This window comes from Pseudomonas sp. B21-047, from assembly GCF_024748775.1.
Classification (GTDB): domain Bacteria; phylum Pseudomonadota; class Gammaproteobacteria; order Pseudomonadales; family Pseudomonadaceae; genus Aquipseudomonas; species Aquipseudomonas capeferrum.
In genome coordinates, this window is sequence record NZ_CP087169.1 from 1,512,847 (window position 1) to 1,539,003 (window position 26,157).

Genomic DNA, 26,157 nt, shown 5'->3' on the forward strand with positions numbered 1-26,157 from the left:
TCGTTGGATTGATCTTAAGCCCGGCGTGAGACTGGAGCCATCAACACGGAGGGCTTCACGATGAAAGGTCATGTCAGCAGCATTCAGCAACCGGTCGTCTCACTGAACCACCTGTGGCATGCAGCGCTGCAGCGCCCGGCGCGCTGGCTCGAGCTGTACCGTCAGCGTCGGGAACTGGCCCGGCTCAGCGATGCGACATTGCACGATCTGGGGTTGAGCCGGGCGGATATCCAGCAAGAGGCCGAACGGCATTTCTGGGATGATCCGCTGCGTAAATGACGGCGCCCGAACCTCAGCGCCGAACCTGCTTGAGGGTTTCGGCAATCAGAAACGCCAATTCCAACGACTGGTCGGCGTTCATCCGCGGATCGCAATGGGTATGGTAGCGGTCCGACAAGCCATCCTCGGTAATCGGCCGGGCACCACCGATGCACTCGGTGACGTTCTGCCCGGTCATTTCGATATGGATACCGCCGGCATGGCTGCCTTCGGCCTGGTGCACCTGGAAGAACTGCTTCACCTCATCGAGAATCTGCGCAAAGTCGCGAGTCTTGTAGCCGCTGCTGGCCTTGATGGTGTTGCCGTGCATCGGGTCGGAGCTCCACAGCACCTTGCGGCCTTCGCGCTCGACGGTGCGGATCAGCCCTGGCAGATGGTCGCCAACCTTGTTGGCCCCCATGCGCACGATCAGGTTCAGGCGGCCAGGGTCATTGCTTGGGTTGAGGGTGTCGATCAGGCGGATCAACTCCTCGGGGTTCATGCTTGGGCCAACCTTGACCCCGATCGGGTTATGCACGCCACGCAGGAACTCCACATGGGCGCCATCGAGCTGGCGCGTGCGGTCGCCGATCCACAGCATGTGCGCCGAGCAGTCGTAGTAGTCGCCGGTCAGGCTGTCCTGACGCACGAACGCTTCCTCATAATTGAGCAGCAACGCTTCGTGGGCGGTGAAGAAGCTGGTCTCGCGCAGTTGCGGCGCGCTGTCCAGCCCGCAGGCCCGCATGAAGGCCAGGGTCTCGTCGATGCGGTTGGCCAGCTGATGGTACTTGTCGGCCAGCGCCGAGTTGGCGATGAAGTCCAGGTTCCATTTGTGCACCTGGTGCAGGTCGGCAAAGCCGCCCTGGGCAAAGGCGCGTAACAGGTTGAGGCTGGCGGTGGCCTGGTGGTAGGCCTGCAGCAGGCGGTCCGGGTCGGGGATGCGGCTTTTTTCGTCGAAACCGATGCCGTTGACGATGTCGCCACGATAGGCGGGCAGGGTGACGTTGCCAATGGTTTCGTCGCCCGAGGAGCGTGGCTTGGCAAATTGCCCGGCCATGCGCCCGACCTTGACCACCGGGCAGCCGGCAGCAAAGGTCATGACAATGGCCATCTGCAGCAGCACCTTGAAGGTGTCGCGGATCTTCGCCGCCGAAAACTCGGCAAAGCTCTCGGCGCAGTCGCCGCCCTGCAGCAGGAAGGCGCGGCCTTCGGTCACCTCGGCGAACTGCCGGCGCAGCTCGCGGGCCTCGCCTGCGAACACCAGTGGCGGGTAGCTGGCCAGGGTCTGCTCGACCTTGAGCAAGTGCGCGGCGTCGGGGTAGGTCGGTTGCTGCTGGATCGGCAGGGCACGCCAGCTGTCAGGGCTCCACGGTGCGTTCATCTCGGGCTCGATGTTGTCGGTTATAGGCTTTTGGCCATGGTAACAGCTGCCGTCGTGCTTGTTGCATCGGGGGTGTTGGCGGACAATGCGCGTTTTTGCACGGGCGAGTGGCGAACATGACGGCGGAACGGGAAGAGCGGCTACTGGCACGGGTCGAAGATGCCTTTGGCGTCATCAGCGTGTACGAGGTGGACGACTACCGTTTTCTCGAATTCGGCGATGCCATCGAGCAGAGCTGCGTGTTCACCGCCGACCCGAGCTGGCTGGAATATGACTACACCCGCGCCATGCTGGTCGGTGCGCTGTGCCACGAGCAGCCAGAGAGTGCGCTGTTTCTGGGCCTTGGCGCGGGTACGCTGACGCAGGCGTGCATGAAGTTCCTGCCGTTGGAGGACATCGAGGCCATCGAGCTGCGCGCGGACGTGCCGCGCCTGGCTATGGAATACCTGGGCCTGGACGATGACCCGCGCCTTTACGTGCGGGTGGGAGATGCCCTCGAACTGCTGCCCAGCGCCGAAAAGGCCGACCTGGTTTTCGTCGATCTCTATACCGACCACGGCCCGGGTGTCGGGCACTTGGCCTGGACATTCCTGGAAAACTGCCAGAAGCAGCTCAACCCAGGCGGTTGGCTGGTGATCAACCAATGGGCCAGCGATGACGGCAAGCCGCTGGGCGCGGCGCTGTTGCGCGGGTTGTACCACCGCCATTACTGGGAGCTGCCGGTGAAGGAGGGTAATGTGATCCTGCTGGTGCCGGCGGACTTGGAACAGATGCTGGACCTGGACGGTTTGCGGGCGCGGGCCGAGGCGCTGGCGCCGCAGTTGGGCTATAGCCTGGCCAGCCTGATCCGTGAGATCCGGCCGGCGACCTGAGGGCCGGTAGCGTAGGGTAGGCGGGAATCGATTCAGCCTGCGGTTGGCTGATGGCGCGATACTGGCCCTTGCCCCCGAAAATTTTCCTCACGTAACCCGTTAATTCGGGTATAGTACGCGCCGGTCTTTTAGCGGACCTCAAAATCAGGTGGTGCAAATCCTCCGAGTCCAGCTTCGGCTGTTCGTCCGCTAGGCGGACCTTCCCAAGTTTTTCTTTTTCAATCGTTTTCGCAAATCCCCGCCGCCAAAGCTGCCTGGGTGACCTTCTGGTCTTTCAAGGCATGTGCAGCTTTGGAGCATGGGTCTTTGCGGATGCACCTAGAGGCAGACCCATGACCCAGGAAACCGGCGGATTCGCCGCTCTCGAACTCAATCCGAATATTGTTGCTGCTGTGCTGGCTACCGGCTATGAAGAGCCGTCCGCCATCCAGCATCAGTCGATCCCGATCATCCTCGCCGGTCACGACATGATCGGCCAGGCGCAGACTGGCACCGGCAAGACCGCTGCCTTCGCCCTGCCGATCCTCAACAAGATCGACGTGAGCAAGCGCGAACCGCAAGCCCTGATCCTGGCGCCAACCCGTGAGTTGGCGCTGCAAGTTGCTACCGCTTTCGAAACCTACGCCAAGCAGATGCCGGGCGTTAACGTGGTCGCTGTTTACGGTGGTGCCCCGATGGGCCCACAGCTGCGTGCCATCCGTAACGGCGCACAAATCGTCGTTGCTACCCCGGGCCGTCTGTGCGACCACCTGCGTCGTGACGAAAAAGTCCTGTCGACCGTACAGTACCTGGTACTGGACGAAGCCGACGAGATGCTCAAGCTGGGCTTCATGGACGACCTCGAAGTGATCTTCGATGCCATCCCGGCCAGCCGTCAGACCGTACTGTTCTCCGCAACCCTGCCGTCGTCGATCCGTTCGATCGCCGAGCGTCACCTGCGTGAACCCAAGCACGTCAAGATCCAGAGCAAGACCCAGACCGTTACCGCGATCGACCAGGCTCACCTGATGGTGCATGCCGATCAGAAGATCCCGGCTGTGCTGCGTCTGCTGGAAGTCGAAGAGTTCGACGCGCTGATCGCCTTCGTGCGTACCAAGCAAGCCACCCTGGACCTGGCCGCCGCGCTGGAAGCCAAAGGCTACAAGGCTGCTGCGCTGAACGGTGACATCGCCCAGAACCAGCGTGAGCGCGTCATCGACTCGCTCAAGGATGGCCGCCTGGACATCGTCGTCGCTACCGACGTTGCTGCCCGTGGCCTGGACGTACCGCGCATCACTCACGTGTTCAACGTTGACATGCCGTACGACCCAGAGTCCTACGTACACCGTATCGGCCGTACTGGCCGTGCCGGTCGCGAAGGCCGTGCGCTGCTGCTGGTAACCCCGCGTGAGCGCCGCATGCTGCAGGTGATCGAGCGTGTTACCGGGCAGAAGGTTGCCGAAGCTCGCCTGCCCAATGGCCAGGCCGTTCTGGATGCACGCATCAAGAAGCTGACCTCGAGCCTGGCGCCGCTGGTGGCCGAATCGGAAGCCACTCATGGCGACCTGCTCGACCGTCTGACCGCCGACCTGGGTTGCAGCCCGCGTGCCCTGGCTTCGGCCTTGCTGCGCAAAGCAACCAATGGTCAGGCGCTGGACCTGGCTGCGGTAGAGCGTGAACAGCCGCTGGTACCGGGCGTTGGTGCTCCGCGTGAGCGTACCGGTGAACGTGCCGAGCGCAGTGACCGTGGTGACCGCGGTGACCGTGAGCGTCGCGCGCCAATGCCGCTGGCCGAAGGCCGCGTGCGTTGCCGTACTGCCCTGGGTGCCCGTGACGGCATCGCTGCCAAGAACCTGTTGGGTGCGATCCTCAACGAAGGCGGCCTGGCCCGTGACGCTATCGGCCGTATCCAGGTACGCGACAGCTTCAGCCTGGTCGAGCTGCCGGAAGACGGCCTGGAGCGTTTGCTGACCAAGCTCAAGGATACCCGTGTGGCTGGCAAGCAGCTGAAGCTGCGTCGCTACCGCGAGGATTGATCCTGGCGTAATAAAAAAATCCCCGGCATGCGCTGGGGATTTTTTTTGCCTGTGCCGGCTGCTTCGCGGGGCAAGCCCGCTCCCACAGGTATGGCATTGGGCTTGAAAGCACTATCCATCTGTGGGTGCGGGCTTGTCCCGCGAAGAGGCTCGTCAGTCGAACCGATAGATATCCATCCCCAGTGCGCCCAAGGTGAACCCCTGGTGCACCACGCCGAACCCGCCCCCAGCCCCCAGCGCAAAAAACAGCGGCAACAAATGCTCATCGCTGGGGTGGTTACGCACTGCAAACGGCGCCTGGCGTCGGTAATCCAGTAACGCCGCACGGTCATCCTCGGCCAGCCGCTGCACTACCCAATCCCGAAACGCCAACGCCCAAGGCTCGATCGCGTCCGGCCCGGCATGCCAGTCCAACTCGCCGAGGTTGTGAGTGATACTGCCCGAACCAATCAGCAGCACGCCCTGCTGGCGCATCTCGGCCAGCGCCTGGCCGACCTGTAACTGCAAGGCAGGCCCCTGTTGGCTGGGCAGCGAAACCTGAATCACTGGGATGTTGGCGCTCGGGTACATCAAGCTCAGCGGTACCCAGGCGCCATGGTCGAAGAGGCGGTGCGTATCGGTACGTGCTGGCAGGCCAGCAGCGCCCAGTAACGCACACACCTGTTCGGCCAGTGCAGGCTCGCCGGGTGCTGGGTACTGCACGGCGTACAGCGCCGGGGGGAAGCCGTGGAAGTCGTGCCAGGTCTCGGGCTGCTTGCTGCCGGTCACCACCAGCTCGCGGCTTTCCCAGTGCGCCGACACCACCACGATTGCCTTGGGCTGCGCCAAGGCATTGGCCAGCCCGGTCAGCGCCGGCCCGCTGGCGCCCGGGTGCAGGGCCAGCATGGGGGAACCATGGGAAATGAACAGGCTGGGCAGCATGGTGAGGTCCTGAGGGTTAAGATGCTGTCATCTTCGATCAGTTACCGATCGAAATCCAAACCAAGTTTTCTGCGCTTTCTATCGAAGCGCTCGATCAGTATAGGAGCAGTCATGGAGCCAGCGTTCTGGCACAAGCGGTGGGCCGACAACCAGATCGGCTTCCATCAAGCGCAGGTCAATCCCTACTTGCAGGCGCACTGGCCAGCGCTGGCGTTGGCGCCTGGCAGCCAAGTGCTGGTGCCGTTGTGCGGTAAGAGCCTGGACCTGGCCTGGTTGGCAGGGCAGGGCTATCGCGTGCTGGGCGTGGAGCTGTCGCGGCGGGCGGTAGAGGGCTTTTTCCGTGAGCACAGGCTTGAGCCCGAGGTGCTGCACAGGGGCGACTTCGAGGTTTGGCGCAGTGGCGGGGTAGAAGTGTGGTGCGGCGATTTCTTTGCCTTGCAGGTGCAGGACCTGGCCGATTGCGCGGGGTTCTATGACCGCGCGGCGTTGATTGCCTTGCCGCCCGAGATGCGCTTGCGGTACATGCAGTTGCTGGCTGAAGGGTTGCCGTCGGGTAGTCAAGGGCTGTTGGTGACGCTGGGTTATGACCAGGCGCTGTTGCCCGGCCCGCCGTTTTCAGTGGCGGACGCTGAGGTTCGGCAGGGGTTTGCGTGTGGCGAGGTGCAGGCGCTGGAAGCCGTGGAAATTATCGAGCAGAGCGAAAAGTTCGTTCAGGCGGGTGCGACGAGCCTGCTTGAGCGGGTGTATCGCATACAGCTCTGATGGGGTAGCCGTGTAAAAAAAAGGGCGACCGAAGTCGCCCTTTGTTTTTAGCGGGTGGCTCAACCGCGGCGACGCAGCGCCTCGATGCGGTCTTCCAGTGGCGGGTGGCTCATCAGCAGGCCTGCCAGGCCGTGCTTGAGGCCGCCATTGATGCCAAAGGCCTTCATGGTGTCCGGCATGTGCACCGGCAGGCCTTGCTCCACGCGCAAGCGCTGCAGGGCGCCGATCATCGCGGCCGTGCCGGCCAGTTGCGCACCGGCTTCGTCGGCGCGGTACTCGCGGCGGCGCGAGAACCACATGACGATCATGCTGGCCAGGATGCCCAGGATCAATTCGGCAACGATGGTCGCCACGTAGTAGGCGATGCCCTGGCCTTCTTCGTTCTTGAAGATGACCTTGTCGACGAAGTTGCCGATGATGCGGGCGAAGAACATCACGAAGGTGTTCACCACGCCCTGCACCAGTGCCAGGGTGACCATGTCACCGTTGGCCACGTGGCCGATTTCGTGGGCCAGCACCGCACGCACCTCATCGGGCGAGAAGCGCTCGAGCAGGCCCTGGGACACGGCCACTAGGGCGTCGTTACGGTTCCAGCCGGTGGCAAAGGCATTGGCCTCGTACGCGGGGAAGATACCCACCTCGGGCATCTTGATGCCGGCCTCGCGCGACAGCTCTTCGACCGTTTGCAACAGCCACTGCTCGTGGCGGGTGCGCGGCTGGGAGATGATCTGGGTACCGGTGCTCATCTTCGCCATCCACTTGGAGATGAACAGCGAGACGAGGGAGCCGGCAAAACCGAACACGGCGCAGAACACCAGCAGGCTGCTGAGGTTGAGGTCGACCCCGTTGGCGGCCATGAACCCGTTGAAACCGAACAGGCTCAGGGTAATGCTTGCAACCAGCACCACCGCGAGGTTGGTGGCTACAAACAACAGAATGCGCATCATGGTTGTTACGTTCTCCTGACGGATGAGTGTGTTGCTTACTGCGGGGTATATAAGGGGCAAGCCGTGCCGATTCAATCGGGCGACTATTTCAAACTGTGTACGGCGGAGTATGGCAGAGGAAAAGGCTAGGGCTGTGAGGCAGAGCGTTGCAGGATGTAAGAGACATCATATGGGATTGCGGGGGCTGCTTTGCAGCCCATTCGCGGGGCAAGTCGGATCGCCGCACCGCCGCTCCCACAGTAATTCCACAACCCTCAGGTACGGGGTTGCATCTGTGGGAGCGTGCTTGCCCCGGAACGCGCCGGAATTTACTGCGAATAACCCTTTAGGAAGTTCCCGATCCGCCCGATTGCCTGCTCCAGGTCATCTACCCGTGGCAAGGTCACCACACGGAAGTGGTCCGGCCACGGCCAGTTGAACGCCGTGCCCTGTACGATCAGCAGCTTCTCTGACAGCAGCAGGTCGAGCACGAACTTCTCGTCGTTGTGAATCGGGCACACTTTCGGGTCGATCTTCGGGAACGCATACAGCGCGCCCATCGGCTTCACGCAGCTCACGCCGGGGATCGAATTGAGCAGCTCGTAAGTGCGGTTGCGCTGCTCCAGCAGGCGGCCTTGTGGCAGAACCAGGTCATTGATGCTCTGGTAGCCGCCCAGGGCGGTCTGGATGGCGTGCTGGGCCGGCACGTTGGCGCACAGGCGCATGTTGGCCAGCATGTCGATGCCTTCGATGTAGCTCTGGGCGTGGTGTTTAGGCCCGGAAATGATCAGCCAGCCGGAGCGGAAGCCCGCCACCCGGTACGACTTGGACAGACCGTTGAAGGTCAGGCACAGCAGGTCTGGCGCCAGCGAGGCGGTGCTGATGTGCACGGCTTCGTCGTAGAGGATCTTGTCGTAGATCTCGTCGGAGAACACCACCAGGTTGTGCTGGCGTGCCAGCTCCAGCATGCCCAGCAGCAGCTCTTTGGAGTAAACCGCGCCGGTCGGGTTGTTCGGGTTGATGATCACCAGGGCCTTGGTGTTCGGCGTGATCTTGGCCTTGATGTCCTCAAGGTCAGGGAACCAGTCGGCCTGCTCGTCGCACAGGTAGTGCACCGGCTTGCCGCCAGCCAGGCTCACCGCAGCGGTCCACAGTGGGTAGTCCGGGGCCGGAATCAGCACTTCGTCGCCGTTATTGAGCAGTGCCTGCATCGACATGACGATCAGCTCGGACACACCGTTGCCCAGGTAGATGTCCTCGATGGTGACGCCTTCGATTTCTTTTTGCTGGCAGTACTGCATCACCGCCTTGCGCGCGCTGAACAACCCCTTGGAGTCGCTGTAGCCCTGCGCGGTGGGCAGGTTGCGGATCACATCCTGAAGGATTTCGTCCGGCGCCTCGAAGCCAAACGGCGCCGGGTTGCCGATGTTCAGCTTGAGGATGCGGTGGCCTTCCTCCTCCAGGCGTTTGGCGTGCTTGAGCACTGGGCCGCGAATGTCGTAGCAGACATTGGCGAGCTTGTTCGATTTGCTGAACTGCATGATGGGGTCCCGGTTGAGAATACGCGCAACGCCCCGTCGAAAGGTTTGAAAGGGCAGGGCGCGGGTGCCAGACTGAACGCCTGGCACACGAAGCCAACTAATATACGTGCCACCCGCGTTACGGAAAAGACGGCGCGGGGTGAAATTAAGCCTGCCGAGGTCCCTACATGCAAAAGATCGACAAGACACTTGAACAATGGCAGTCGATGCTCGACCCCGAGCAGTACCAGGTGTGCCGCCTGAAAGGTACCGAGCGCCCGTTCAGTGGCAAGTACAACAGCGAGCGCCGCGACGGCATCTACCACTGCATCTGCTGCAACCTGCCGCTGTTCGATGCCCAGACCAAGTTCGATTCCGGCTGCGGCTGGCCGAGCTTCTACGCGCCGATCGAAGACCGCGCGATGATCGAAATCCGCGACACTACCCACGGCATGATCCGCACCGAAGTCACCTGCGCCCGCTGTGATGCCCACCTGGGCCACGTGTTCCCCGACGGCCCACCGCCGACCGGCCTGCGTTACTGCATCAACTCGGTGTGCATCGACCTGCAACCGCGCGACTGACCGGAGCCCGAACATGGCTGGATCGATGCTGGATATCCCCTGCGTGACATTGAGCGGCGAGTACAAGAAACTCGGTGACTTCCCAGGCAAGGCCCTGCTGGTGGTCAACACCGCCAGCCAGTGCGGCTTCACCCCTCAATACAAGGGCCTGGAGCAGCTGTGGCAGCACTATCGCGAGCGTGGCCTGGTGGTACTGGGCTTTCCCTGCAACCAGTTCGGCAAGCAGGAGCCGGGCGAAGCGAGGGAAATCGCGCAGTTCTGCGAGCGCAATTTTGGCGTGAGCTTCCCGTTGTTTCGCAAGGTCGAGGTCAACGGGCCCGGTGCGCACCCGCTGTTCGTCGAGCTCAAGCAACGTGCCCCGGGCCTGCTGGGCAGCCAGAAGATCAAGTGGAACTTCACCAAGTTCCTGCTCGACCCGGCCAGCGGCCAGGTCACGCGCTATGCGCCGACCACCAAGCCGCAGGCCCTGGAAGCGGATATCGAGCGCCTGCTCAGCCGCTGACGGGCACCCAGTGATCGACCAGTGCCAGTAGCTCTTCGCGGCGAAACGGCTTGGCCAGGTAGTCGTTCATGCCTGCGGCGCGGCAGCGCTCACGCTCCTCGGGCATGGCATTGGCGGTCAGCGCGACGATCGGCAGCTCAGGCCAGCGGCCGCTCTGGCGAATGCGTCGGCTGGCTTCGTAGCCATCCATCACCGGCATGTTGCAATCCATCAGCACCAGGTCGAACTCGTCCTGCTCCAGGCATTCCAAGGCCTCGGCACCCTGGCTGGCCACTTGCACCTGGCAGCCGAGCTTGGCCAGCATGCCCTTGGCCACCAGCTGGTTCACCGGGTTGTCCTCCACCAGCAGAATCCGCGCGCGGCCTTGTTCCACAGCCGTGCTCGGGTTTGCCAGCGGGTGCTCGGGCTCATGGCCTTGAAGGGTGCGCCGCAGGGTCTGGTACAGGGCGTTGCGGGCCAGTGGCCGGGCCAGTTGATGCAAAGGCGCCAGGCTGACGGACTGCTCGCTGGAGAGGAAATTACCATAGGCGGTCACCAGCAGGAGCGGCGTTTTCATCGCCGGGCGCAGCTCGAACAGATGCTCCAGGTCATCGGTGATCAGCAGGTCGATCTGCGTGGCATCCAGGCCTGCGTTGCTGTCATGGCGCTGGTACGCCAGGCCCCAGGCGGGTAACAGGTCTTGCAACAGTTCATGCAGCCCGCTTCCAGCATTGCTCAAGGCCACCACACGCCCCTGCAGCGGCGCGGGCGGGATAGCCTCGGTGTGGGCGGTCAGCGGCAACTCTGCGCTGAACCGGCTGCCAAAGCCCGGCTCGGACTGAATATGCAGATGGCCGTGCATGGCCTTGCACAGGTTGCGCGTCAGGGCCAGGCCCAGGCCGGTGCCGCCGTACTGGCGGGTAATGCCGGCGCCTGCCTGGGTGAACGGCTGAAAGATCCGCGCCTGGGCCTCTTCCGGGATGCCTATGCCTGTATCGCGCACCTCCAGGCGCACACCGCCGACGATCTTTGCCAAACGTATGTCGACGCGGCCGAAACGGGTGAACTTGAGCGCGTTGGACAACAAGTTGCTGACCACCTGGCGCACCCGTGTCGGGTCGCCGAGCACGCTGCTGGGGAAGTCGCGGGCGATCAGGCAGGTCAGTTCGACGCTTTGTGCGGTGTTCTGTGACAGCAGGTTGGCGGTGTCCTCGACCATCGAGCCCATGTCGAAGGCGATACGCTCCAGTTCCAGCTGGCCGGCATCGAACTTGGACAGGTCGAGAATATCGTTGAGCAGCTCCACCAGCACCTTGCCTGAGTCGTGGGCGATGGTCATCTGCTGGCGCTGCTCGTTGGGCAGCGGGCTGTCCAGGGCCAGTGCGATCATGCCGAGCATGCCGTTGAGCGGGGTGCGGATCTCATGGCTCATGTTGGCCAGGAAGGCCGCCCGCGCCTGGGCCATGTCGAGGGCGCGACGGCGGGCTTCTTCGAGCTCTTGATTGGACTGGCTCAGGCTGCTGTTGCTGGCCTTGAGCTGGTCGGTGCGCGCCGAAACGATGTCTTCCAGCTCGTTGAGGTACTGGGTCAGGCGGTTCTCGGCGGTGCGCCGCTGCTCGATCTCGGTGGCCATGCTGACGAACTGCTGGTTGGCGACCTTGACCAGCACGCCGATTTCATCGTGCTCGTGGCCGTGGGGGCATTCCAGCCGGGTTTGCCGTGGCTTGCGCGGGTCGCTGGCGCTGAGCGCACCGATCACGTTCACCAGCGGCTTGGTCAGCATCATGTAGAACAGCGCCAGCAGAATGCCGGTCAGCACCAGGCTGCGGGCAAAACCGGTGAGCAGGGTGACGCCGGCGCGGTCGAGGAAGCGGCTGCCGAAGGCATAAGTGTCGACATCCAGGTACAGGGTGCCAAGGTATTCTTCGGGCATGTGGGCAAGGAACAGGCGGTCCTGCAGCTGGCGCTGTTCGCCGAACAGAAAGTCGCTCAGCGGCCGGTAGCGGTCTTCCAGGCGCGAGCGCTCGACGTCGGCCAGCACGGTGTCGTTGTTGTCGATCAGCCGCGCGCGGACCACCGCCGGCGATTGCAGCAGGCCGCGGGTCAGCTCCAGGGCCAGTTCCGCATCGATGTTGTAGGCGATGCGTGAAGCCGGGTTGTGGCTGATTTGCAGCAGTGCACGCACTTCGCGGTTGATGGACGCGTCTTCGCTGGCATAATCGATGCCGATCTGGATGAGACTGAGCAATGTTCCCAGGATGAAGCCGACCAGGACTGTCAACCGGGCTTGCTTGTATGACAGGCGATTGGTGAACTTTATATCCATGAGTCCCGAGCCGGTTTCTCGTCCCTTGCGCTGCGCAAGCATAGCCGATCAACCCCGGCTGCTGGCGGCTATTGCCGCCCCGAATCTGAATGTGTAGGAGTCGTCATGGACGCCCGCTTGATTGCTTTCCTGGACCGCGCCGAATCGGTATTGGCGCGCCTCGAACCCCTGTTGCCGGCACTGCGCCCGGACATCGACTGGCACACCACTCTGGCCGCCCGCTGGCAGCGCGATGGCCGCAGCGGTTACCTGATGCCGCTGGAAGTCAGCCTGGACATTCGCCTGTCCGACCTGATTGGTGTCGACCAGCAGCGTGACCAGTTGGGCCGTAACACCCACCAGTTCATCAACGGCCTGCCGGCCAACCACGCGCTGCTGTGGGGCTCGCGCGGCACCGGCAAGTCGTCGCTGGTGCGCGCCCTGCTGGCCGAGCACGCAGGTGCCGGCCTGCGCCTGATCGAAATCGAACGTGACCATTTGGCCGACCTGCCGCGGGTAGTCGAGCAACTGCAGAAACTGCCGCAACGCTTCATCCTGTTCTGCGACGACCTGTCGTTCGAAGCCGGTGAGGGCGACTACCGGGTGCTCAAGAGCGTGCTCGACGGCTCGCTGGAGCAGGCTCCGGACAATGTCCTGTTGTACGCCACCTCCAACCGCCGCCACCTGGTGCCCGAGAAAGAGAGCGACAACGAGAACTGGAAGCGGGTCGATGGCGAGCTCCACCCCAGCGAGGCGGTGGAAGACAAGATCGCCTTGTCTGACCGTTTTGGCCTGTGGCTGTCGTTCTACCCCTTCACCCAAGACCACTTCCTCAACGTGGTCGAACACTGGATCGGCCAGTTGGCGCGCCCTGCCGGGCTGAGTTGGCAGCGTGACGAAGCCTTGGACATCCTCGCCGTGCGTTGGGCCACCGGCCGCGGCAACCGTAATGGCCGTTGTGCCTATCAGTTCGCCCGCTACTGGGTCGGGCTGCAATTGCTGGAGCAGAAATAAATGATCGACCTCAATGCCAGTGGTACCGGCCTTGACGGCTACCGCCTGCTGGCTGCGCAAGTGCAGGCGCTGTTTGCCGACGAGCGTGACTTCATCGCCAACGCCGCGCAGTTTTCGGCGTTCTTGTATAACCAGGTGGATGACCTGAACTGGGCGGGGTTCTACCTCAACCGTAACGATGAGCTGGTGCTCGGGCCGTTCCAGGGGCAGGTGGCCTGTGTGCGGATTCCGTTCGGCAAGGGTGTGTGCGGTGCAGCGGCGGCTACGCGGCAAACCCAGCGGATCGAGGATGTGCACGCGTTCCCGGGGCACATTGCCTGTGACAGTGCGTCCAACAGCGAGCTGGTGATCCCGTTGGTGAAAGAGGGGCGGTTGATTGGCGTGCTGGACCTGGACAGCCCGAAGCTTGGGCGTTTCAGTGAGGGTGATCAGCAAGGTGTGGAGCGCCTGGTGGCGATCTTCCTGGAATTGACCGACTGCTGAGTGTGTTTGCCTGTACCGGCCCCTGTGGGAGCGGTACAGGATTACCGAATCAGTCGTACATTGCTTTTTTCTTCCAGGTCTCTTCCTCATCGGTCTTGAGACCTTCATTCAATTCATTTTGCTCGTTCTGTGCCGGCTCCATCTGGTCCAGCACCTGCGCATTGGCGCGGGCCAGCAGTTTCTCCAGGTAGGTCAACTGCTCTTCATACACTTTCGGCTCCGGCTGCTTGCGCAGGTACTGCACACCACGCTCGAAAGCCAGGCGCGCCTGGCCCGGCTGGCCCTTCTGCAGGGCCTGCTGGCCAAGGTTGTTGAAGAACTCGATGTGCAACAGCACCAGGATATGACGGACTTCCTTGACCCATTGCTTGGCCTCGCTGGCGGGCAGGAAGCCTTCCTGGGCGGCGCGGGCTACCTGGTTGTGCAACGCTTCAAGCAGAAAACGCACGTCCTTGGCCTTGGCCTCGGCCTGGATCGGGTTGGGGGGGTTGTTCACCGGGATCTTTTCGCCCAGGGCAATCAGGCCTTCGAGTTCGGCAATTCGCGCCTTGAGCTCGGCGTTGTGCTTGTCCACCGCCAGCTGACGCTGGTTGAGGTTCAGCTCCAGGCGGGTCAGCAGCAGTTTGAGCGCCGGGGTCATGAACTGGCCGGGAAAGGTCTCGGTGATTTCGCCACAGCGACGCAAGCGATCGGCCAGCTCGACTTTCAGCCGCGCGCGTTCGAGCTTGCTGTTTTCGACTACATTGTTGAGGTAGCCGATCACGATCAGTAACGCGATACCCGCCACGATGAGCAGGGTGATCAGAAGTGGTGTCACCGTTAATGCCTCATGAAGAAGTTATGCATCAGTGTAGGAGCAGGCTTGCCCGCGAGAGGCCCTGGCAGGCAAATCTCTTTTTATATCGGCCACGTGCCCTATAACTACAATAGCGCTACCGGATGCCGGCACATTGATACCGAGCTTGCCGAGGTGCCGTCAGAAAATCAACGCCAAACCTCGGGTACTCCTTGGCAGGGGCACTCAGATGGACCGAAGTCATTGATTTAAATAAATTTCTACAAAGGGGTTGACGGCTCCCCGTCGCATCCATAGAATGCGCGCCACTTGCAGCGTAAAGCACACAGCGGAACGCGGCAGGAAGTGAAAGCAGCATGTAAATGCTTGCAGCGTGTCCCCTTCGTCTAGTGGCCTAGGACACCGCCCTTTCACGGCGGTAACAGGGGTTCGAGTCCCCTAGGGGACGCCATTTGCGGGAATAGCTCAGTTGGTAGAGCACGACCTTGCCAAGGTCGGGGTCGCGAGTTCGAGTCTCGTTTCCCGCTCCAGTTTCTCCGGCAACGCTTAACGGCGGGGCAGGAAAAGAAAGCCCAGGCTGAATCGTGAGGTTCAATACCTGGCGCACTGAAAAGTGTTGTGTGTCCCCTTCGTCTAGTGGCCTAGGACACCGCCCTTTCACGGCGGTAACAGGGGTTCGAGTCCCCTAGGGGACGCCATTTGCGGGAATAGCTCAGTTGGTAGAGCACGACCTTGCCAAGGTCGGGGTCGCGAGTTCGAGTCTCGTTTCCCGCTCCAGTTTAAATACTGTGGCGTCTATGCGGTACAGTGGTGGTGAAGGTCTTCAGGGCGTTCACGCCGGTAGCGGTAAAGCTTCACAATGCGGGAATAGCTCAGTTGGTAGAGCACGACCTTGCCAAGGTCGGGGTCGCGAGTTCGAGTCTCGTTTCCCGCTCCAAACATGAAAAACGCCACTCTTTTGAGTGGCGTTTTTTTTTGTCCCGTTCGGGGCTCAGGGCAATTGATCGACCAGGGTGGCGCTGATCAGTGGGAAAGGTATCCAGCTCTGCTTGTCGTCGAAGCTGACCTGTACCTTGACCACGAACTGGTAGCCGCGCTCCAGCCCCTGCAGGGCCGTTTTGCTCACCGACCCGACATCGATCACCGGTCGCTCATCGGGTACAGGCATTTCGGTGACTATTGGGAGGGTGACCCGCTCCCTGATATCGCCCAGTTTTACCCCTTCGAGCCACACCGTCACATACTGGGACGCCGCCATGAAGCGCCACGACTGCAGGGTGAACGTGGCGCTGTCGCCCAGGGTATCCAGCACCAGCAGGTTGCCGCGGATCTCCAGGCACTGGATGATCGGCAGCCCGGTCAGGGTGGTGATGCGCAAGCGGTGGGTCTGCGAGATGTGGTTTTCGCCTTTGTAGTCCTTCAAGGTGTAGTCCAAGGGGATTGTCTTGCCCATGCCATGGGCGACGTACTGCCACGGGATGTGATACGCCTGCACGTCTGGTTCGGCGGGTGTGCTGGTCTGGTATGCGCCGGGGGTGCCTGGTTCGCCCCAGTACACAGTCACTTCTTCGTCATCGCCAACGATCACGCTGCTTGGCAGCGTGAATGTCACATAGTCGAGTGTGTTGCGCGGCAACAAGGTGCTGGTGTGTGTTGCGCCATCGGCTTCGAGGATGCGCGGGGGTAGCAGAATGCGCTCGGCCGGCGTGGCAGTGGTCTGCAGGCTTTGCGCCAGTGAATACTGGATGGCAGTGCCAGCACGGTCTTGCACTTCGTAGCGCGCATAGCACACGCCGTTGCTGAATTGCCGAATGAAATCACCAGGGATAGCCAGCACCAGTGGGTTGTCCAGGTCCAGCAGTTCGCGGGCATCGACCTGCTCTCTGCCGTTGGGCGTGTCGCTCCAGTACCAATACAGCGTGTCGCCAACCTGCCTGTCCTGGTAGGCCGGCACCTCGCCCAGCAACTGATCGTCGTTTTCATGGAGGTAGCGGTCGGTGACGCCACCGAGCATGACCTCGTCCGGGAAGATGATCTCGTTGGCCTCAGGCAGTCGGGGCGGCTGGTTGTCGATGGTGATCGTCAAGGCAAGCGAAGGCGTGACGCTGCCATTGAATATCTGCACCTCGTAGTGCAGTTCATGGGTGCCATGGGTCATGTGCTGTACTGGCACCCTGATAAGCCGTTCATGAGGTTGCACCGGCTCGGTAAAGACGCTTTCAAGTATGCATTCGTTGTTCCAGTAGAACCTCAGGTACTCGGGGTCGTCTTCACTGGGCTCGGAAATGCCCCACATCTCGATCTCGACGTCGAGCGGCAAGGACGTGGCCGCAAAGGGCAGGAGGTTGCTGGGCATGCCGGGGGCATCAGGGAGCAATGCCGGCACCCTAGGCTCCAGGTAATACACAACCTCGGCCATGTCGGCGGGGGAGAGGCGTCGCGCGGTAGCCTGGGCCTTTTCCGCAGGCGTATTGGGTGTTTTCGCTTTGGGCATGGTCTGTTCTCCATTCGGTTACCGCGCTCGAACAAAAAAGGGAAGGCCTGCGCGGCCTTCCCTCATGTCTGTCACCAGTTGTATCGCACCCCTAAGTTGACGCCCCAGGGCTGCTCCAGTTTCTCGCCGTTGCTGTAGTCGAACTCGGCGTGCCCGCTCCACTTGTCGGTCCAGGCCGCTGCGACCCCGACGCCTACTTCACCGCGCGAGCCTGCCAGGTTGTTGTTGAACCGGTTGCCGTTGACCTTGACCTGGTTGTCGTCGGCAAATTCGTGCACGGCGGCGACGCGGGCATAGGGTTGAATCATGCCGCCGTCGGCCAGCTCGAACGTGCGACCGACCAGAGTGCCGACCTTGCCTTGCAGCGAGTGGGCAGCGCCGCCTTCGGCGCGCATGCCATTGTCGAGGGTGTAGTCTTTGCCCTGAACTACCAGCCCTGCGACCTGGGCGAAGGGTTCGATGAAGTAGCCGTCGGCCAGGCGCATGTGTCGGCCGACCTCGAGAGACGCGCCCACGCCCAGGTTCTGGTAGTCGCCCTCGGTTTTCTTACCGTCGCTAAGGCGAACGTCAGAGTCATTGTCGAAGCGGTTGATCCGCGCCACACCGTCGAAATACCAGCCGCTCTGCGGATCGAACCAGGTGGTGTAGGCGCCGACATGGTAGCTGTCGACCGTGGCCGAGGAGCCGCGCGCCAGATTCAGGTCGGACTTGCTGTAACCTGCGGTAACGCCGACCAGCCAGTTGCCGTCGCCGGCAGCCAATGGCGTATCGGCACCGAACGAAAAGCCTTGCTGGGTTTGCTGGTACGTCGCGCCAGAACCGTTCGCGACATTGAACTGGTTACCGTAGGTGCGTACCCAAGCTCCGGCTTTGGCGCCGTCGCGACGTACTTCGCCCATGCGCCCCCGCAGGGTGGTGAGCTCGCCATACCAGATGGTCGGCGCCGTGTTGAACAGCGCCATTACCGATTGCGTGCCCGGGCTCACAGCACGTGTAGCCAGGTCGAGGTACCAGTCGTTGCCCGCACCCTTTTGCACCAGGTCATAGGAGTAGGCACCCAGGTCCACCGGGCCACCTTCGAGCGAGAAGCGCGCATCGCCACTGGCGGCGTGCACCATGTGCAGGTCGCTTTCGCCGAGCACTTCATTGCCACTGGCGGTGATCAGCAGGTTGTGATCACCCGTGGCCTGGCCGCTGATTTCAAGGAAGTCAGCCTGGCCATTGGCGAAGTCCGCTTCCATGGCGAAGGTGCCGTTGCCTTGCAGGTTGTCCAGTTTCAGCGTGAGGAACTCACCCGGCGAGCCGAAGCGCACGGTGCCGCCGTTCATGGCCAGGTCGCCTACCTGCCCATTGCCAACCATCGTCCATTCGGCGCCGCTGTCGATGGCCAGGTTCGCGACATTCTCCAGGCGGCCGACCAGGGTGGCAGTGTTTTCCAGGGTGACGTTGGCAGCGCCGCCTTCGGCCACCACGATATCGCCGACCAGGTGGCTGTCGTTGACGCGCAGAGCGGCGCTGGCGGCATCGGCCACTTCCAGCAATACGCCGTTGCTGGCGCCGAGGCTGGAGCCGTTGAGCACGTCAATTTGTGCTGCTGCAACGCGTCCTTCGCCGCGCCCGACCCGGATCGCCGAGCCGTCGAGGCCCTCGACGCGGCTGTTGTCGAGGACCAGTGTGGCTTTGCCATCTGTCAGGCCCGAGCCATCGCGTACCCATACCCCATTCCTGCCACCGCTGACCACGCTCTGGTCGCGGGCGATCAGGGTGCCGTCGAACAGTTCGGCGCCAAACCCATTGGCCGCGATGCCGCGCAGTTGGCTGCGTTCGAGCTGCACTGTGGACTGGTTGATCTGCGCCCCGCGCAAACCGCCCACGAGGGTACTGTCGCTGATACTTGCGCGAGCGCCCTGGTTGGCAATCAAGGCGCGGCCGCTGCTGCTGACAAGGGAGCGCTGCACGATTGCATTGGCGTTACTGAGCGTGAGGCCAATCGAGCTTCGGCTGCCGGGCTCGACGCGGGAATCACTCATCACAAGTGAGCCGCCTGCCTCGACGTCAATATACAGCACGTGCGCGTTATTCGCGGTCAGGGTTGCGGGTGAGAAGACACGGTAGTTGTCCAGCGCGCTGCTCGCGTCGATCAGCGTATCGTCAACAATGTTTTGCTGGGCTACAACAGGAGTGGCTACCAGCCCTAAAGGGACGGCAACGGCTGTGTTAATAAATACCGTGAGTAACTTTAACTTGAACGTAGTGGGATTCGACATGGAATACCATCCTATAATTGTCTCAGCCTCGAAGGGTTGTGAAGTATGTGAGGCTTGGATGTTCAGCTTAAAGTTATAAGTTATCTTGATATGTAGGAATTATCCTACATGCCAAGGTAATAATTCTGAGTCTTGGGTGAAGTAAAAGCAGGGCCGCGTGGTACCCTGCTTTACAGGAGGTGTCGTTTTGCCGTCAAGGAATGCTACACGAGGAACCCCCTTCAGCAATGCTCATACGTTGTACCGCCCATTCTGAACTCAAGCCTGGGTCATCTTCCTTGTTATAGCGTACCCGGGCTCGAGCCCTGATTTGGTCGGGTGGGTTGAAGGTGGGTAGCAGATAATCTTTGTAGGGCTTAACTTCCCAGATGAAACCGCCGATGTGATCGACGTCTAGCGTAATGGTTTCGTTCCACTGGGCATCTATTACGGGATCGGAGCCGTCGGTCTCGCTCGCACCCCACCACGGTTCCCAATAAAGCGTGATTTTTTCACCTAGAGTGAAATGGCTACGCAGGTCCGGGATAGCAACCTTGAGCGAGAGTTCAGCTCCGCTATTGGCCAGTGAATCGCAGTTGATCCAGTTCTTGACCACACCCTGATACACAGGGAGCGGAAGAGTGATGATCACGGCATTGGCATTGACAAGTTGCACCTTCGACTGCTGTTCATTCAGCGCATCATCGGTTTTGCGTATGGTGTAATAGAGCTTCAGCTCGGAATTGTTGCTCGCCTCAAGAATATACTCCCACGGCAAAATTCTCTCCACCGTCGGTCCGTCGGAGGTGTCTACGGTGTAGCGTGCCTCAGTGACTAATATGCCCTCCCAATAAAAGTCGACGACTTCGCCATCCTGAGCATTGTCATAAAGTTCGAACAACAGTGTCGCATCGATGTTGGCATCCGAGTGATCAAGTTTGTTCAGTCCGCCGGAGCCACCACCAATGACTGAGGGAGGGGGCAGCAGTGGGTTGATTGGATCGGGCCAAGTGGGGTCGGGATCGGGACGAACCGGCCCGACGATGCTGAAGTCGACATCCACGCTGATTGGCTGCGAGGGGAAGGGGACTTCCCCCCGTAGAATTGCATACTTCACCGCCGTGGCTTGAGGTACGTCCGTAGCGGTGTACTGATCATGCAGAATAGGATTCGGCACATTGATATAGATTGGGAATGGCTTCGCTCCGACGGGCTCTATTACCAACGGTGCAGTACCCCAGGTGATGGCAATGTGGTCTGTTTCCCTGGCATTATCGTAGGTCTGGATGAGAACCGTTACGCCTTGGATGGCGTCCTTGAGATCGATCAGGTTATCGGCCTGCGCCAGAGGTACTTCAGGCAATTGCAGATTTTTTGGCAAGGCACCCAGTGTCACATTTAACGGGGTGGCAAGCGATATCCGGCTTTTGTTGTGAGCTTTGTCCGTTAGATAATAGGCGAGGTAGTATTTGCCATCCTTCGCCTCTTCGATGACGGCTCGTGGTATTAGTACTTGCGGAGCCGCAACGTCAACCGGCCCCCGGTGAACAGGCGTCGAGTAATCGTCATGCTCGCTAGGGAAATGATCGAAGTAGAAGACCTGATAGGTATCGCCCTCCCTGGCGGTATGATAGGTGGGAATCGAGGCCGTCAGGCCGTTGGGATGGTCCGCGAGGTAATCGTCGTCAATCACCGCGATGGGCAGTGAAAGTGCGTCCAGCTGGCCGTCAGGCAGAGTCGGATTGTAAGGTGCAGTGCGGTCACAGATAAGCGGTACAATGCTTGAAAATACGGTACTAGAATTAAAAGTTACAATCTTGTAACGCAGCCAAAGTCGTCCCTCGGCGAGCTGGTTCAGGGGCACGAACATTTCGAGGGGGAAGTCGCTGGGATCGGCTGGCCCAACCACCTCTTTGGATTCGCCGATATCTCTGAACGTAGAAGGTTCAAGGCCGACCGTGGAAATTTGGAGTTGAACCGTTTCGGTGTCATCTTCCTCGGGGAGAAACTTCCAGGCAGGAATCTGGATCAGAAGATCAGCACTTGCGGCCTCTCGGGAAAGTGTGCCATCTGTATGGATCAATGATCCCTGGGACGACGGGAGGGAGTTCAGTCAGTAATCGACTTAGATACGCTGTTCGCGCGAGTCGATAGGCGCGGCGATCCTGTTCTGCGATTTGACGTTTACTTGAAGAGTTAGCGGGCGTGTTCATGTGCATCTCCCAATGTGCGAAGTAAGTGTCGGCGAATACCGACGGTTTCTCGGGTCACAGGGTTGTTATCCAACTCATACTCCCGCCACGCGGTGTAAATAAGTCAGAGTCGAATGAAATCAGTGAATGTGCGCGCTGAGGCGGACGTGGCAACAGGGAGTGCCGCAGCAATTCAGTCTCGTAATCGGTGAGTCTCGCCGATCTGATAAATCGGTCAGTTCCGTCTATGTTCTTGCCCTGCACTGGCGTTCCTCTGAGCGAATAGGAACCCGACCTGAACGAACGCACGCTTGAAACCAGCGAACCGACGCTCTTGACAACCGCTGGCGCAAACGCCAAAGCCGTCGCCGCCAGCCCGAACCAGGTCGCCATTTCCCCTGACTTCTCATTACCGCTGATGGCGTTATCAAGCTGATACCCCGTCGCTACTACCGTGGCTGCAGTCGCAGCGACGTGTACTGCAGCAGTCGCGATCAGCTTGCCTGCGGCGAAGGCACCCACGACTTTCCAGGCGGCCGCTGCGGCAATCACGGCTTTGCCTGCGGTGACCACGGTGGCGATGGTCGCAACGATGGCGATGCCGACGAACAACCATTTGAGCCAACCGTGTTTTTGCTTGGGTTGTTCGCGTTCGGAATCGTAGGTGATGTCTTCGTCGGGGCGCCGTGGGCGTGACGACACATGGCCGGTGGGGTCCTGGAAGGTGATCGGGTTGCCTTGACAGTATCCGTAATAGTTGAGGCCCCCCGCACCGAACGGGCTGAGCGAGTCCGGGCTATAGAAGCGCATCAGTACCGGGCTGTAGGCGCGGTAGCCATTGCCCAGCAAGTAGCAGCCGCTGGCGGGGTCGAGCACTTCGCCATTGAAGCCTGCATGGGCTTGTGCGCTGTCGACGCTATGGGGCTGGCCGTAGGCGCTGTAGGCAATGCTGCGCTGCTGGTCGGCCTGGCTTTCGGCGATCACGCTGTGGCTGGCAGCGGTGTGCAGCAGCAAGGTCTGCTCAGGCGCGTCGGCCTGTTGCTGGCCAAGCGGCTGGTCGCCCAGGTTCAGGTAGTGCGTCTGGGTCGCACCCCGCACCGCCAGGCTCAGCCGGTTGCCTTGGTACAGCAGTAGGGTATCGTCCTGGCCCGTGCCCGAGGTGCCCAGCAGTTGATTGTGGCCGTCGTAGCGATAGCGCTCGATACGGCCATTATCTTCGCTCGACAGCAGCCGGTTCTGGCTGTCATAGGTCAGCTGGCGGCCGCGTTCATCCTGGGTGAGGTTACCGTTGCGGTCATAGCGGAACGTGGGGTTGGGGGTAGCCCGGGCCGGGGTATAGGTGATACCACGCAGCTGGCACGGGTCATCTGCGGCATAGCGGTACTGGGCGCGCTCCCTACCGCTACCGCCGGCGAACGTGCTGGTGCTTTCGACGATGTTGTCGTAGCCATCGTAGGTGAACGTCTGCGAGCTGATTGGCCGCCCGAGGGCATCATGCGGCAGTTGCAGGCCTTGGCACTGATGGCGGATTAACTGACCCCGTGGGTTGTAGCTGAACGTCTCCTTCAGCAGGTCTACCTGCGCCTGTTGCAGGTGGCGTTGTGCCAGCAAACCGTCCTGGCCCCAGGTCTGTTGCAGGCTGCGCTCCGGCTTGCCAGGCTGGCGCCAGGTGCGCCTGCATTCGCGATCCTGGTCGTCGTATTCGATCTCGGTTTCCAGCGATTTACCGCTGTGCAGGTCGCGACTGGTGACCCGTTGCGGCCGCCCAAGCAGGTCATAGGCGTACTGGATCTCCAGGTGGCCTTGGCGCAGTGTCGATACACGCCCAAACTGATCGTACTGGAAAGCGCTGACCAGGCCATTGTCTTGCGTGGTGGTCAAAGGCAGGCCCAGCAGGGAGTGGTCGTGGCGGCGGGTCCAGGCGAGTCCGGACGGTTGCTGCAGGTGCTCTGCCGTCAGTTGATCGTTGATGTTGTACTCGTACTGGTACTCACTGTTGCCATTGCTGCACGCCGTGACCTGGGCACTCACCGGGTCGTAGACAAAACGTGCTTCATCATCGCTCGCGCTGCTGAGCAACGGATAGAGGGTGTGGCTGAGGGTATAGTCGTAAACCACTTCGCGGCCATCGGCGACGACCTTGTGCCGAGCACGTGATTCACCGCCCTGGTAGTGGTAATGCTCCAGCCGTGGGCCGCTGCTGTTTGCCTTGAGGCGATCGAGGCCGTCGAAGAACTGCGCGCCGACTTCTGCACTGCGGTGGAACTCATTGCCGGGCTGAACAAACACACGGATCGGCAGGTCGGTTTCGCTGTGCCCTGCGTAATCCCGGCTGACCAGGGTGTTATCAGGCAAGCGGGTGCTGAGCATCCGGCCCCAGGCGTCGTAGGTATAGTGTTCGGCGTTGCGCCGCTCATCGAGCTTGCGCAAGCACCGACCCAACCCGTCATAGTACCAGCTCTGTTCCGCCTGCTGTGTGCCGTCGCTGTTCAGGCGCAGGGCCTTGACAGGGTTTTCGAACAGGTTCAGCCAGGTTTGCTCACGGGCGCTGACCAGGTCTGCCTGTTGCCGCCAGCGCTGGATGATTTTGCCCGAGTGGCTGGCGTTGCCCAGCGGGTCGGTCTGCTCGTGCCATTCGACACCGTCGGGTGCGACGGTGCACCGGCGCTCACCCCAATGGTCGTACAGAAAACGCTGTGTCAGTGTCAGGCGCTGCCCATCTGCAAGGTAGTCATAGCGGTCTTCCCGAATTGGCCGGCCCTGTTCGTCATACGCCGCATTCAGGGTGTCGACGAAAACTTCTGGCCGTTCGGGGTAAACATGGTCGCGCTGCTCCCGAATGACCCGCCCAAGGCCATCGAGCAGGCTGCGGGTGCACACCTGGCGGGCATCGCTCACCTGTTGACTGGCCTGTTGGTTGTCTTCGGCGCACAGCGCATACTGGTAGTGCCTGCTGGCTTGGTGAGGGGTGTCTTCAGCGACGGTCTCGCGCACCAGGCGGCGCAGTGCATCGTGTTGGTAGCGGGTCTCTACACCGTCGCCATCACGGCCCAGGACCTGCTCGCCGGTGAACAGCGAGCGTTGTTCCAGCGTGGTGCGTTGCGGGCCATCGTAGCCGGTCACCAGCGTTTCCACCTGCAGCACCGTTTGGCTGGGCGCTGTGCCGGCTACCGTGCGATAACGCCACTCGGTGACTGTTTGCAGGGCGTTGCTGACCTGCACCTTGCGATAGGGCCGGCCATGCTGGGCCGGGTCGGTCGGGGCGTCAGTGTGGTGATGCTCGATGCGGCGCAGTTCCTGCTCGCCTTGGCTCAGGTCGAGCAGGGTTTCAGTGCGCAGGGCGTGCCAGCGCGGCAGGTCGCTGCTGGCCAGTGCCGGGAGTGTCACATACCGGTACTGCTGGCTCAGGATGGGCGCTACCCCTTCACCTTGAGCGGGGAAAGTAACCTGCGCCTTGAGGTGACGCACGAACCCTTCGGGGTCGGCGGGGTGGCCATCTTCATCAACCGGGTTGCCATCGTCGTCGCGAATGACCTGGTACCACTCAGAGGTCTGTGTAACGCCGGTGGCTTCTGTTCGACTCAACAGGTTGCCGTGCGTGTCATAACGGCTGGTGACCACCTCGCTACGATGCGGACGGCTGCCGTCCGCCAGCCGCCACTGGCGCTCTTCGGTTACAGGCAACTGAAAGCTCGGCGGCTGTTGAGCGAAAGGCTTGTGGTAGTCCACGTCGTAGCGGGTGAACTGCGTATTGACATGGCCCTGTTCGATCGACGTTTCCCGGGTTGTCAGGTGGAAGCGGTCGAAGCGCCGTTCGATGCGCCGCAGTTCCTGGCCATCGACTGAGATTACCTCGTTGCTGCCGTACTCGTATTCACCCAGCAATTGATACAGGTTGTCTCGCCCTGAATCATCCCAGCCGATGCTAGTGCTACCGCCGATGAAGTTGTTTCCATCGGGAAACGTGTACTCGATACTGATGGGCGGTTGGCCGAAACGGGGCTCTATGCGGTGAGTGGTGACCCGCGGCAAGGGGATGCGGCCGCTGCGGTTGGGGAACTGATGCCCGCCATCGTCGTAACTCAGGTATTCGCGTGAACCCGTCGGGGTGCCGACCTCGCTCATGCACAGATGGCCGAACACCGTTTGGTAGGTGTAGCGCCAGCTGGCCATTTCGGCCGTTGGCAAAACGATCGTGGCCACCCGATTGTCGCTGCCTTGCAGCACCATCCGGTACCTCGCCAAAGGGCCGCCGTCTTCACCCTGGTAGGGGTGTTCATCCAACTCGATACCGCCGCCGTCCCTTTTCAGGCTGAACAGCAACCGGTCGCTGCCGTCTTTGATAGTCGCCAGCACGGGGTGGGTGCTGGCGAACAGGACGTAATCGAAGTTCAACCGGTGCCCTTGGGGCGAGAGCAGGGTCTTGGTCAGGTACACCTGGCGATCGGCGCTACCTTGCTCGGTGAGGATCTCCACCACCCCCGAGCGGTGCACCACACGCAGGCCATCGGCCCCTTCCTGGTAGACATGGAAGTTGTCGAGCCGCTGCTCCTGCAGCGTCATCGGTCGTGTGCCCTGGTCGGTGATCTTGAACGACTCGCCGGTACTCAACGACAGCACCTGGTCGTGGGGCGTGAACTGCGAAATCTTCAGGTTCCAGCCCATGCCGTAACCCGAATCCTCGGTATTGAGCGGGCTGAAGAACAAGCTTGGCTTGAACGCCGGCCCCTGTCCGTCGTTGCCACCCAGTTCTGACAGTTCGATCGCCACCGTGTACTGCCCGGTGCGAGGATCGACGCCGCCTGAAATGAAACTCATGAAGTTCATTGCATTGGAGTGCACGGAAGTCTTGATGGTCATGGTTCACCCTCACGTGGGACGGTCGTGACAACCGCTTTGCCAGTTGG

General features: G+C 61.3%; 17 protein-coding genes, 5 tRNA genes and 1 pseudogene. 13 read left to right on the forward strand and 10 right to left on the reverse strand.

Annotation, left to right across the window (positions count from 1 at the left end):
- Nucleotides 1-60: 60 nt before the first annotated feature.
- A complete protein-coding gene (locus tag LOY26_RS06970) occupies nt 61-279 on the forward strand; it encodes a DUF1127 domain-containing protein (protein ID WP_033700617.1) in 219 nt (72 codons plus the stop codon).
- Between the two features lie 13 nt (nt 280-292).
- Here the strand turns inward: LOY26_RS06970 and LOY26_RS06975 are convergent, their stop codons facing one another.
- Nucleotides 293-1,639 (reverse strand): class II 3-deoxy-7-phosphoheptulonate synthase, encoded by a 1,347-nt coding sequence (locus LOY26_RS06975; RefSeq protein ID WP_033700615.1) that lies wholly within the window; start codon nt 1,637-1,639, stop codon nt 293-295.
- Between the two features lie 116 nt (nt 1,640-1,755).
- On the opposite strand from LOY26_RS06975, the gene LOY26_RS06980 reads away from it, so the two are divergent.
- Together LOY26_RS06980 and LOY26_RS06985 are read left to right on the forward strand one after the other, a co-directional pair.
- Nucleotides 1,756-2,511, forward strand: coding sequence for a spermidine synthase (locus tag LOY26_RS06980; protein WP_186659396.1), 756 nt, complete (start codon nt 1,756-1,758; stop codon nt 2,509-2,511).
- 298 nt (nt 2,512-2,809) lie between these two features.
- Nucleotides 2,810-4,526 (forward strand): annotated as a pseudogene (locus LOY26_RS06985) (DEAD/DEAH box helicase).
- 153 nt (nt 4,527-4,679) lie between these two features.
- Here the strand turns inward: LOY26_RS06985 and LOY26_RS06990 are convergent.
- Nucleotides 4,680-5,447: a class III extradiol ring-cleavage dioxygenase gene (locus LOY26_RS06990; RefSeq protein ID WP_186663041.1), complete on the reverse strand. Its 768-nt coding sequence runs from the start codon at nt 5,445-5,447 to the stop codon at nt 4,680-4,682.
- A gap of 111 nt (nt 5,448-5,558) precedes the next feature.
- Between LOY26_RS06990 and LOY26_RS06995 the strand changes: the two genes are divergently transcribed.
- Complete coding sequence (locus LOY26_RS06995; protein WP_186663042.1) at nt 5,559-6,209, forward strand: thiopurine S-methyltransferase; 651 nt, start codon at nt 5,559-5,561, stop codon at nt 6,207-6,209.
- A gap of 59 nt (nt 6,210-6,268) precedes the next feature.
- Here LOY26_RS06995 and htpX read toward each other — a convergent pair whose 3' ends face one another.
- Together htpX and LOY26_RS07005 are read right to left on the reverse strand one after the other, a co-directional pair.
- The gene (htpX, locus tag LOY26_RS07000) at nt 6,269-7,156 is read right to left on the reverse strand and encodes a protease HtpX (protein WP_016715101.1); all 888 of its coding nucleotides are present in this window, start codon (nt 7,154-7,156) and stop codon (nt 6,269-6,271) included.
- Between the two features lie 308 nt (nt 7,157-7,464).
- Nucleotides 7,465-8,676, reverse strand: a complete 1,212-nt coding sequence (locus tag LOY26_RS07005) for a pyridoxal phosphate-dependent aminotransferase (RefSeq protein ID WP_033700608.1) — start codon at nt 8,674-8,676, stop codon at nt 7,465-7,467.
- A 167-nt stretch (nt 8,677-8,843) separates the two neighbouring features.
- Between LOY26_RS07005 and msrB the strand changes: the two genes are divergently transcribed.
- Both msrB and LOY26_RS07015 read left to right on the forward strand, forming a co-directional pair.
- Nucleotides 8,844-9,239, forward strand: a complete 396-nt coding sequence (gene msrB / locus LOY26_RS07010; RefSeq protein WP_033700607.1) for a peptide-methionine (R)-S-oxide reductase MsrB — start codon at nt 8,844-8,846, stop codon at nt 9,237-9,239.
- A gap of 13 nt (nt 9,240-9,252) precedes the next feature.
- Nucleotides 9,253-9,741 (forward strand): glutathione peroxidase, encoded by a 489-nt coding sequence (locus LOY26_RS07015; protein ID WP_186659397.1) that lies wholly within the window; start codon nt 9,253-9,255, stop codon nt 9,739-9,741.
- Here LOY26_RS07015 and LOY26_RS07020 read toward each other — a convergent pair.
- Nucleotides 9,731-12,088: a response regulator gene (locus LOY26_RS07020; RefSeq protein WP_258714519.1), complete on the reverse strand. Its 2,358-nt coding sequence runs from the start codon at nt 12,086-12,088 to the stop codon at nt 9,731-9,733. The two genes, LOY26_RS07015 and LOY26_RS07020, sit on opposite strands and share 11 nt — an antisense overlap.
- A 63-nt stretch (nt 12,089-12,151) precedes the next feature.
- Between LOY26_RS07020 and LOY26_RS07025 the strand changes: the two genes are divergently transcribed.
- A complete protein-coding gene (locus LOY26_RS07025) occupies nt 12,152-13,039 on the forward strand; it encodes an ATP-binding protein (RefSeq protein WP_033700604.1) in 888 nt (295 codons plus the stop codon).
- Nucleotides 13,040-13,522, forward strand: a complete 483-nt coding sequence (locus LOY26_RS07030; RefSeq protein WP_186663044.1) for a GAF domain-containing protein — start codon at nt 13,040-13,042, stop codon at nt 13,520-13,522. It abuts the gene before it with no gap.
- A 49-nt stretch (nt 13,523-13,571) separates the two neighbouring features.
- Here the strand turns inward: LOY26_RS07030 and LOY26_RS07035 are convergent, their stop codons facing one another.
- Entirely contained in the window at nt 13,572-14,339 is a 768-nt protein-coding gene (locus LOY26_RS07035; RefSeq protein WP_033700600.1) for a hypothetical protein, read from the reverse strand.
- Nucleotides 14,340-14,693: 354 nt separating this feature from the next.
- Between LOY26_RS07035 and LOY26_RS07040 the strand changes: the two genes are divergently transcribed.
- The 5 genes from LOY26_RS07040 (at nt 14,694) to LOY26_RS07060 (ending at nt 15,255) form a co-directional block, all read left to right on the forward strand.
- Nucleotides 14,694-14,769, forward strand: a tRNA-Glu gene (locus LOY26_RS07040).
- Between the two features lie 3 nt (nt 14,770-14,772).
- A tRNA-Gly gene (locus LOY26_RS07045) sits at nt 14,773-14,848 on the forward strand.
- A 92-nt stretch (nt 14,849-14,940) separates the two neighbouring features.
- Nucleotides 14,941-15,016 (forward strand) — tRNA-Glu (locus tag LOY26_RS07050).
- 3 nt (nt 15,017-15,019) lie between these two features.
- Nucleotides 15,020-15,095 (forward strand) — tRNA-Gly (locus LOY26_RS07055).
- Nucleotides 15,096-15,179: 84 nt separating this feature from the next.
- A tRNA-Gly gene (locus LOY26_RS07060) sits at nt 15,180-15,255 on the forward strand.
- A 54-nt stretch (nt 15,256-15,309) separates the two neighbouring features.
- Here LOY26_RS07060 and LOY26_RS07065 read toward each other — a convergent pair.
- From LOY26_RS07065 to LOY26_RS07080, 4 genes are all read right to left on the reverse strand, one after another.
- Complete coding sequence (locus LOY26_RS07065; RefSeq protein ID WP_186653696.1) at nt 15,310-16,812, reverse strand: hypothetical protein; 1,503 nt, start codon at nt 16,810-16,812, stop codon at nt 15,310-15,312.
- A 71-nt stretch (nt 16,813-16,883) separates the two neighbouring features.
- Nucleotides 16,884-19,079 (reverse strand): autotransporter outer membrane beta-barrel domain-containing protein, encoded by a 2,196-nt coding sequence (locus LOY26_RS07070; RefSeq protein WP_186653706.1) that lies wholly within the window; start codon nt 19,077-19,079, stop codon nt 16,884-16,886.
- Between the two features lie 193 nt (nt 19,080-19,272).
- Entirely contained in the window at nt 19,273-21,141 is a 1,869-nt protein-coding gene (locus LOY26_RS07075; protein WP_258714520.1) for a hypothetical protein, read from the reverse strand.
- Between the two features lie 184 nt (nt 21,142-21,325).
- Nucleotides 21,326-26,110, reverse strand: a complete 4,785-nt coding sequence (locus LOY26_RS07080) for an RHS repeat domain-containing protein (RefSeq protein ID WP_258714521.1) — start codon at nt 26,108-26,110, stop codon at nt 21,326-21,328.
- Nucleotides 26,111-26,157: the final 47 nt, after the last annotated feature.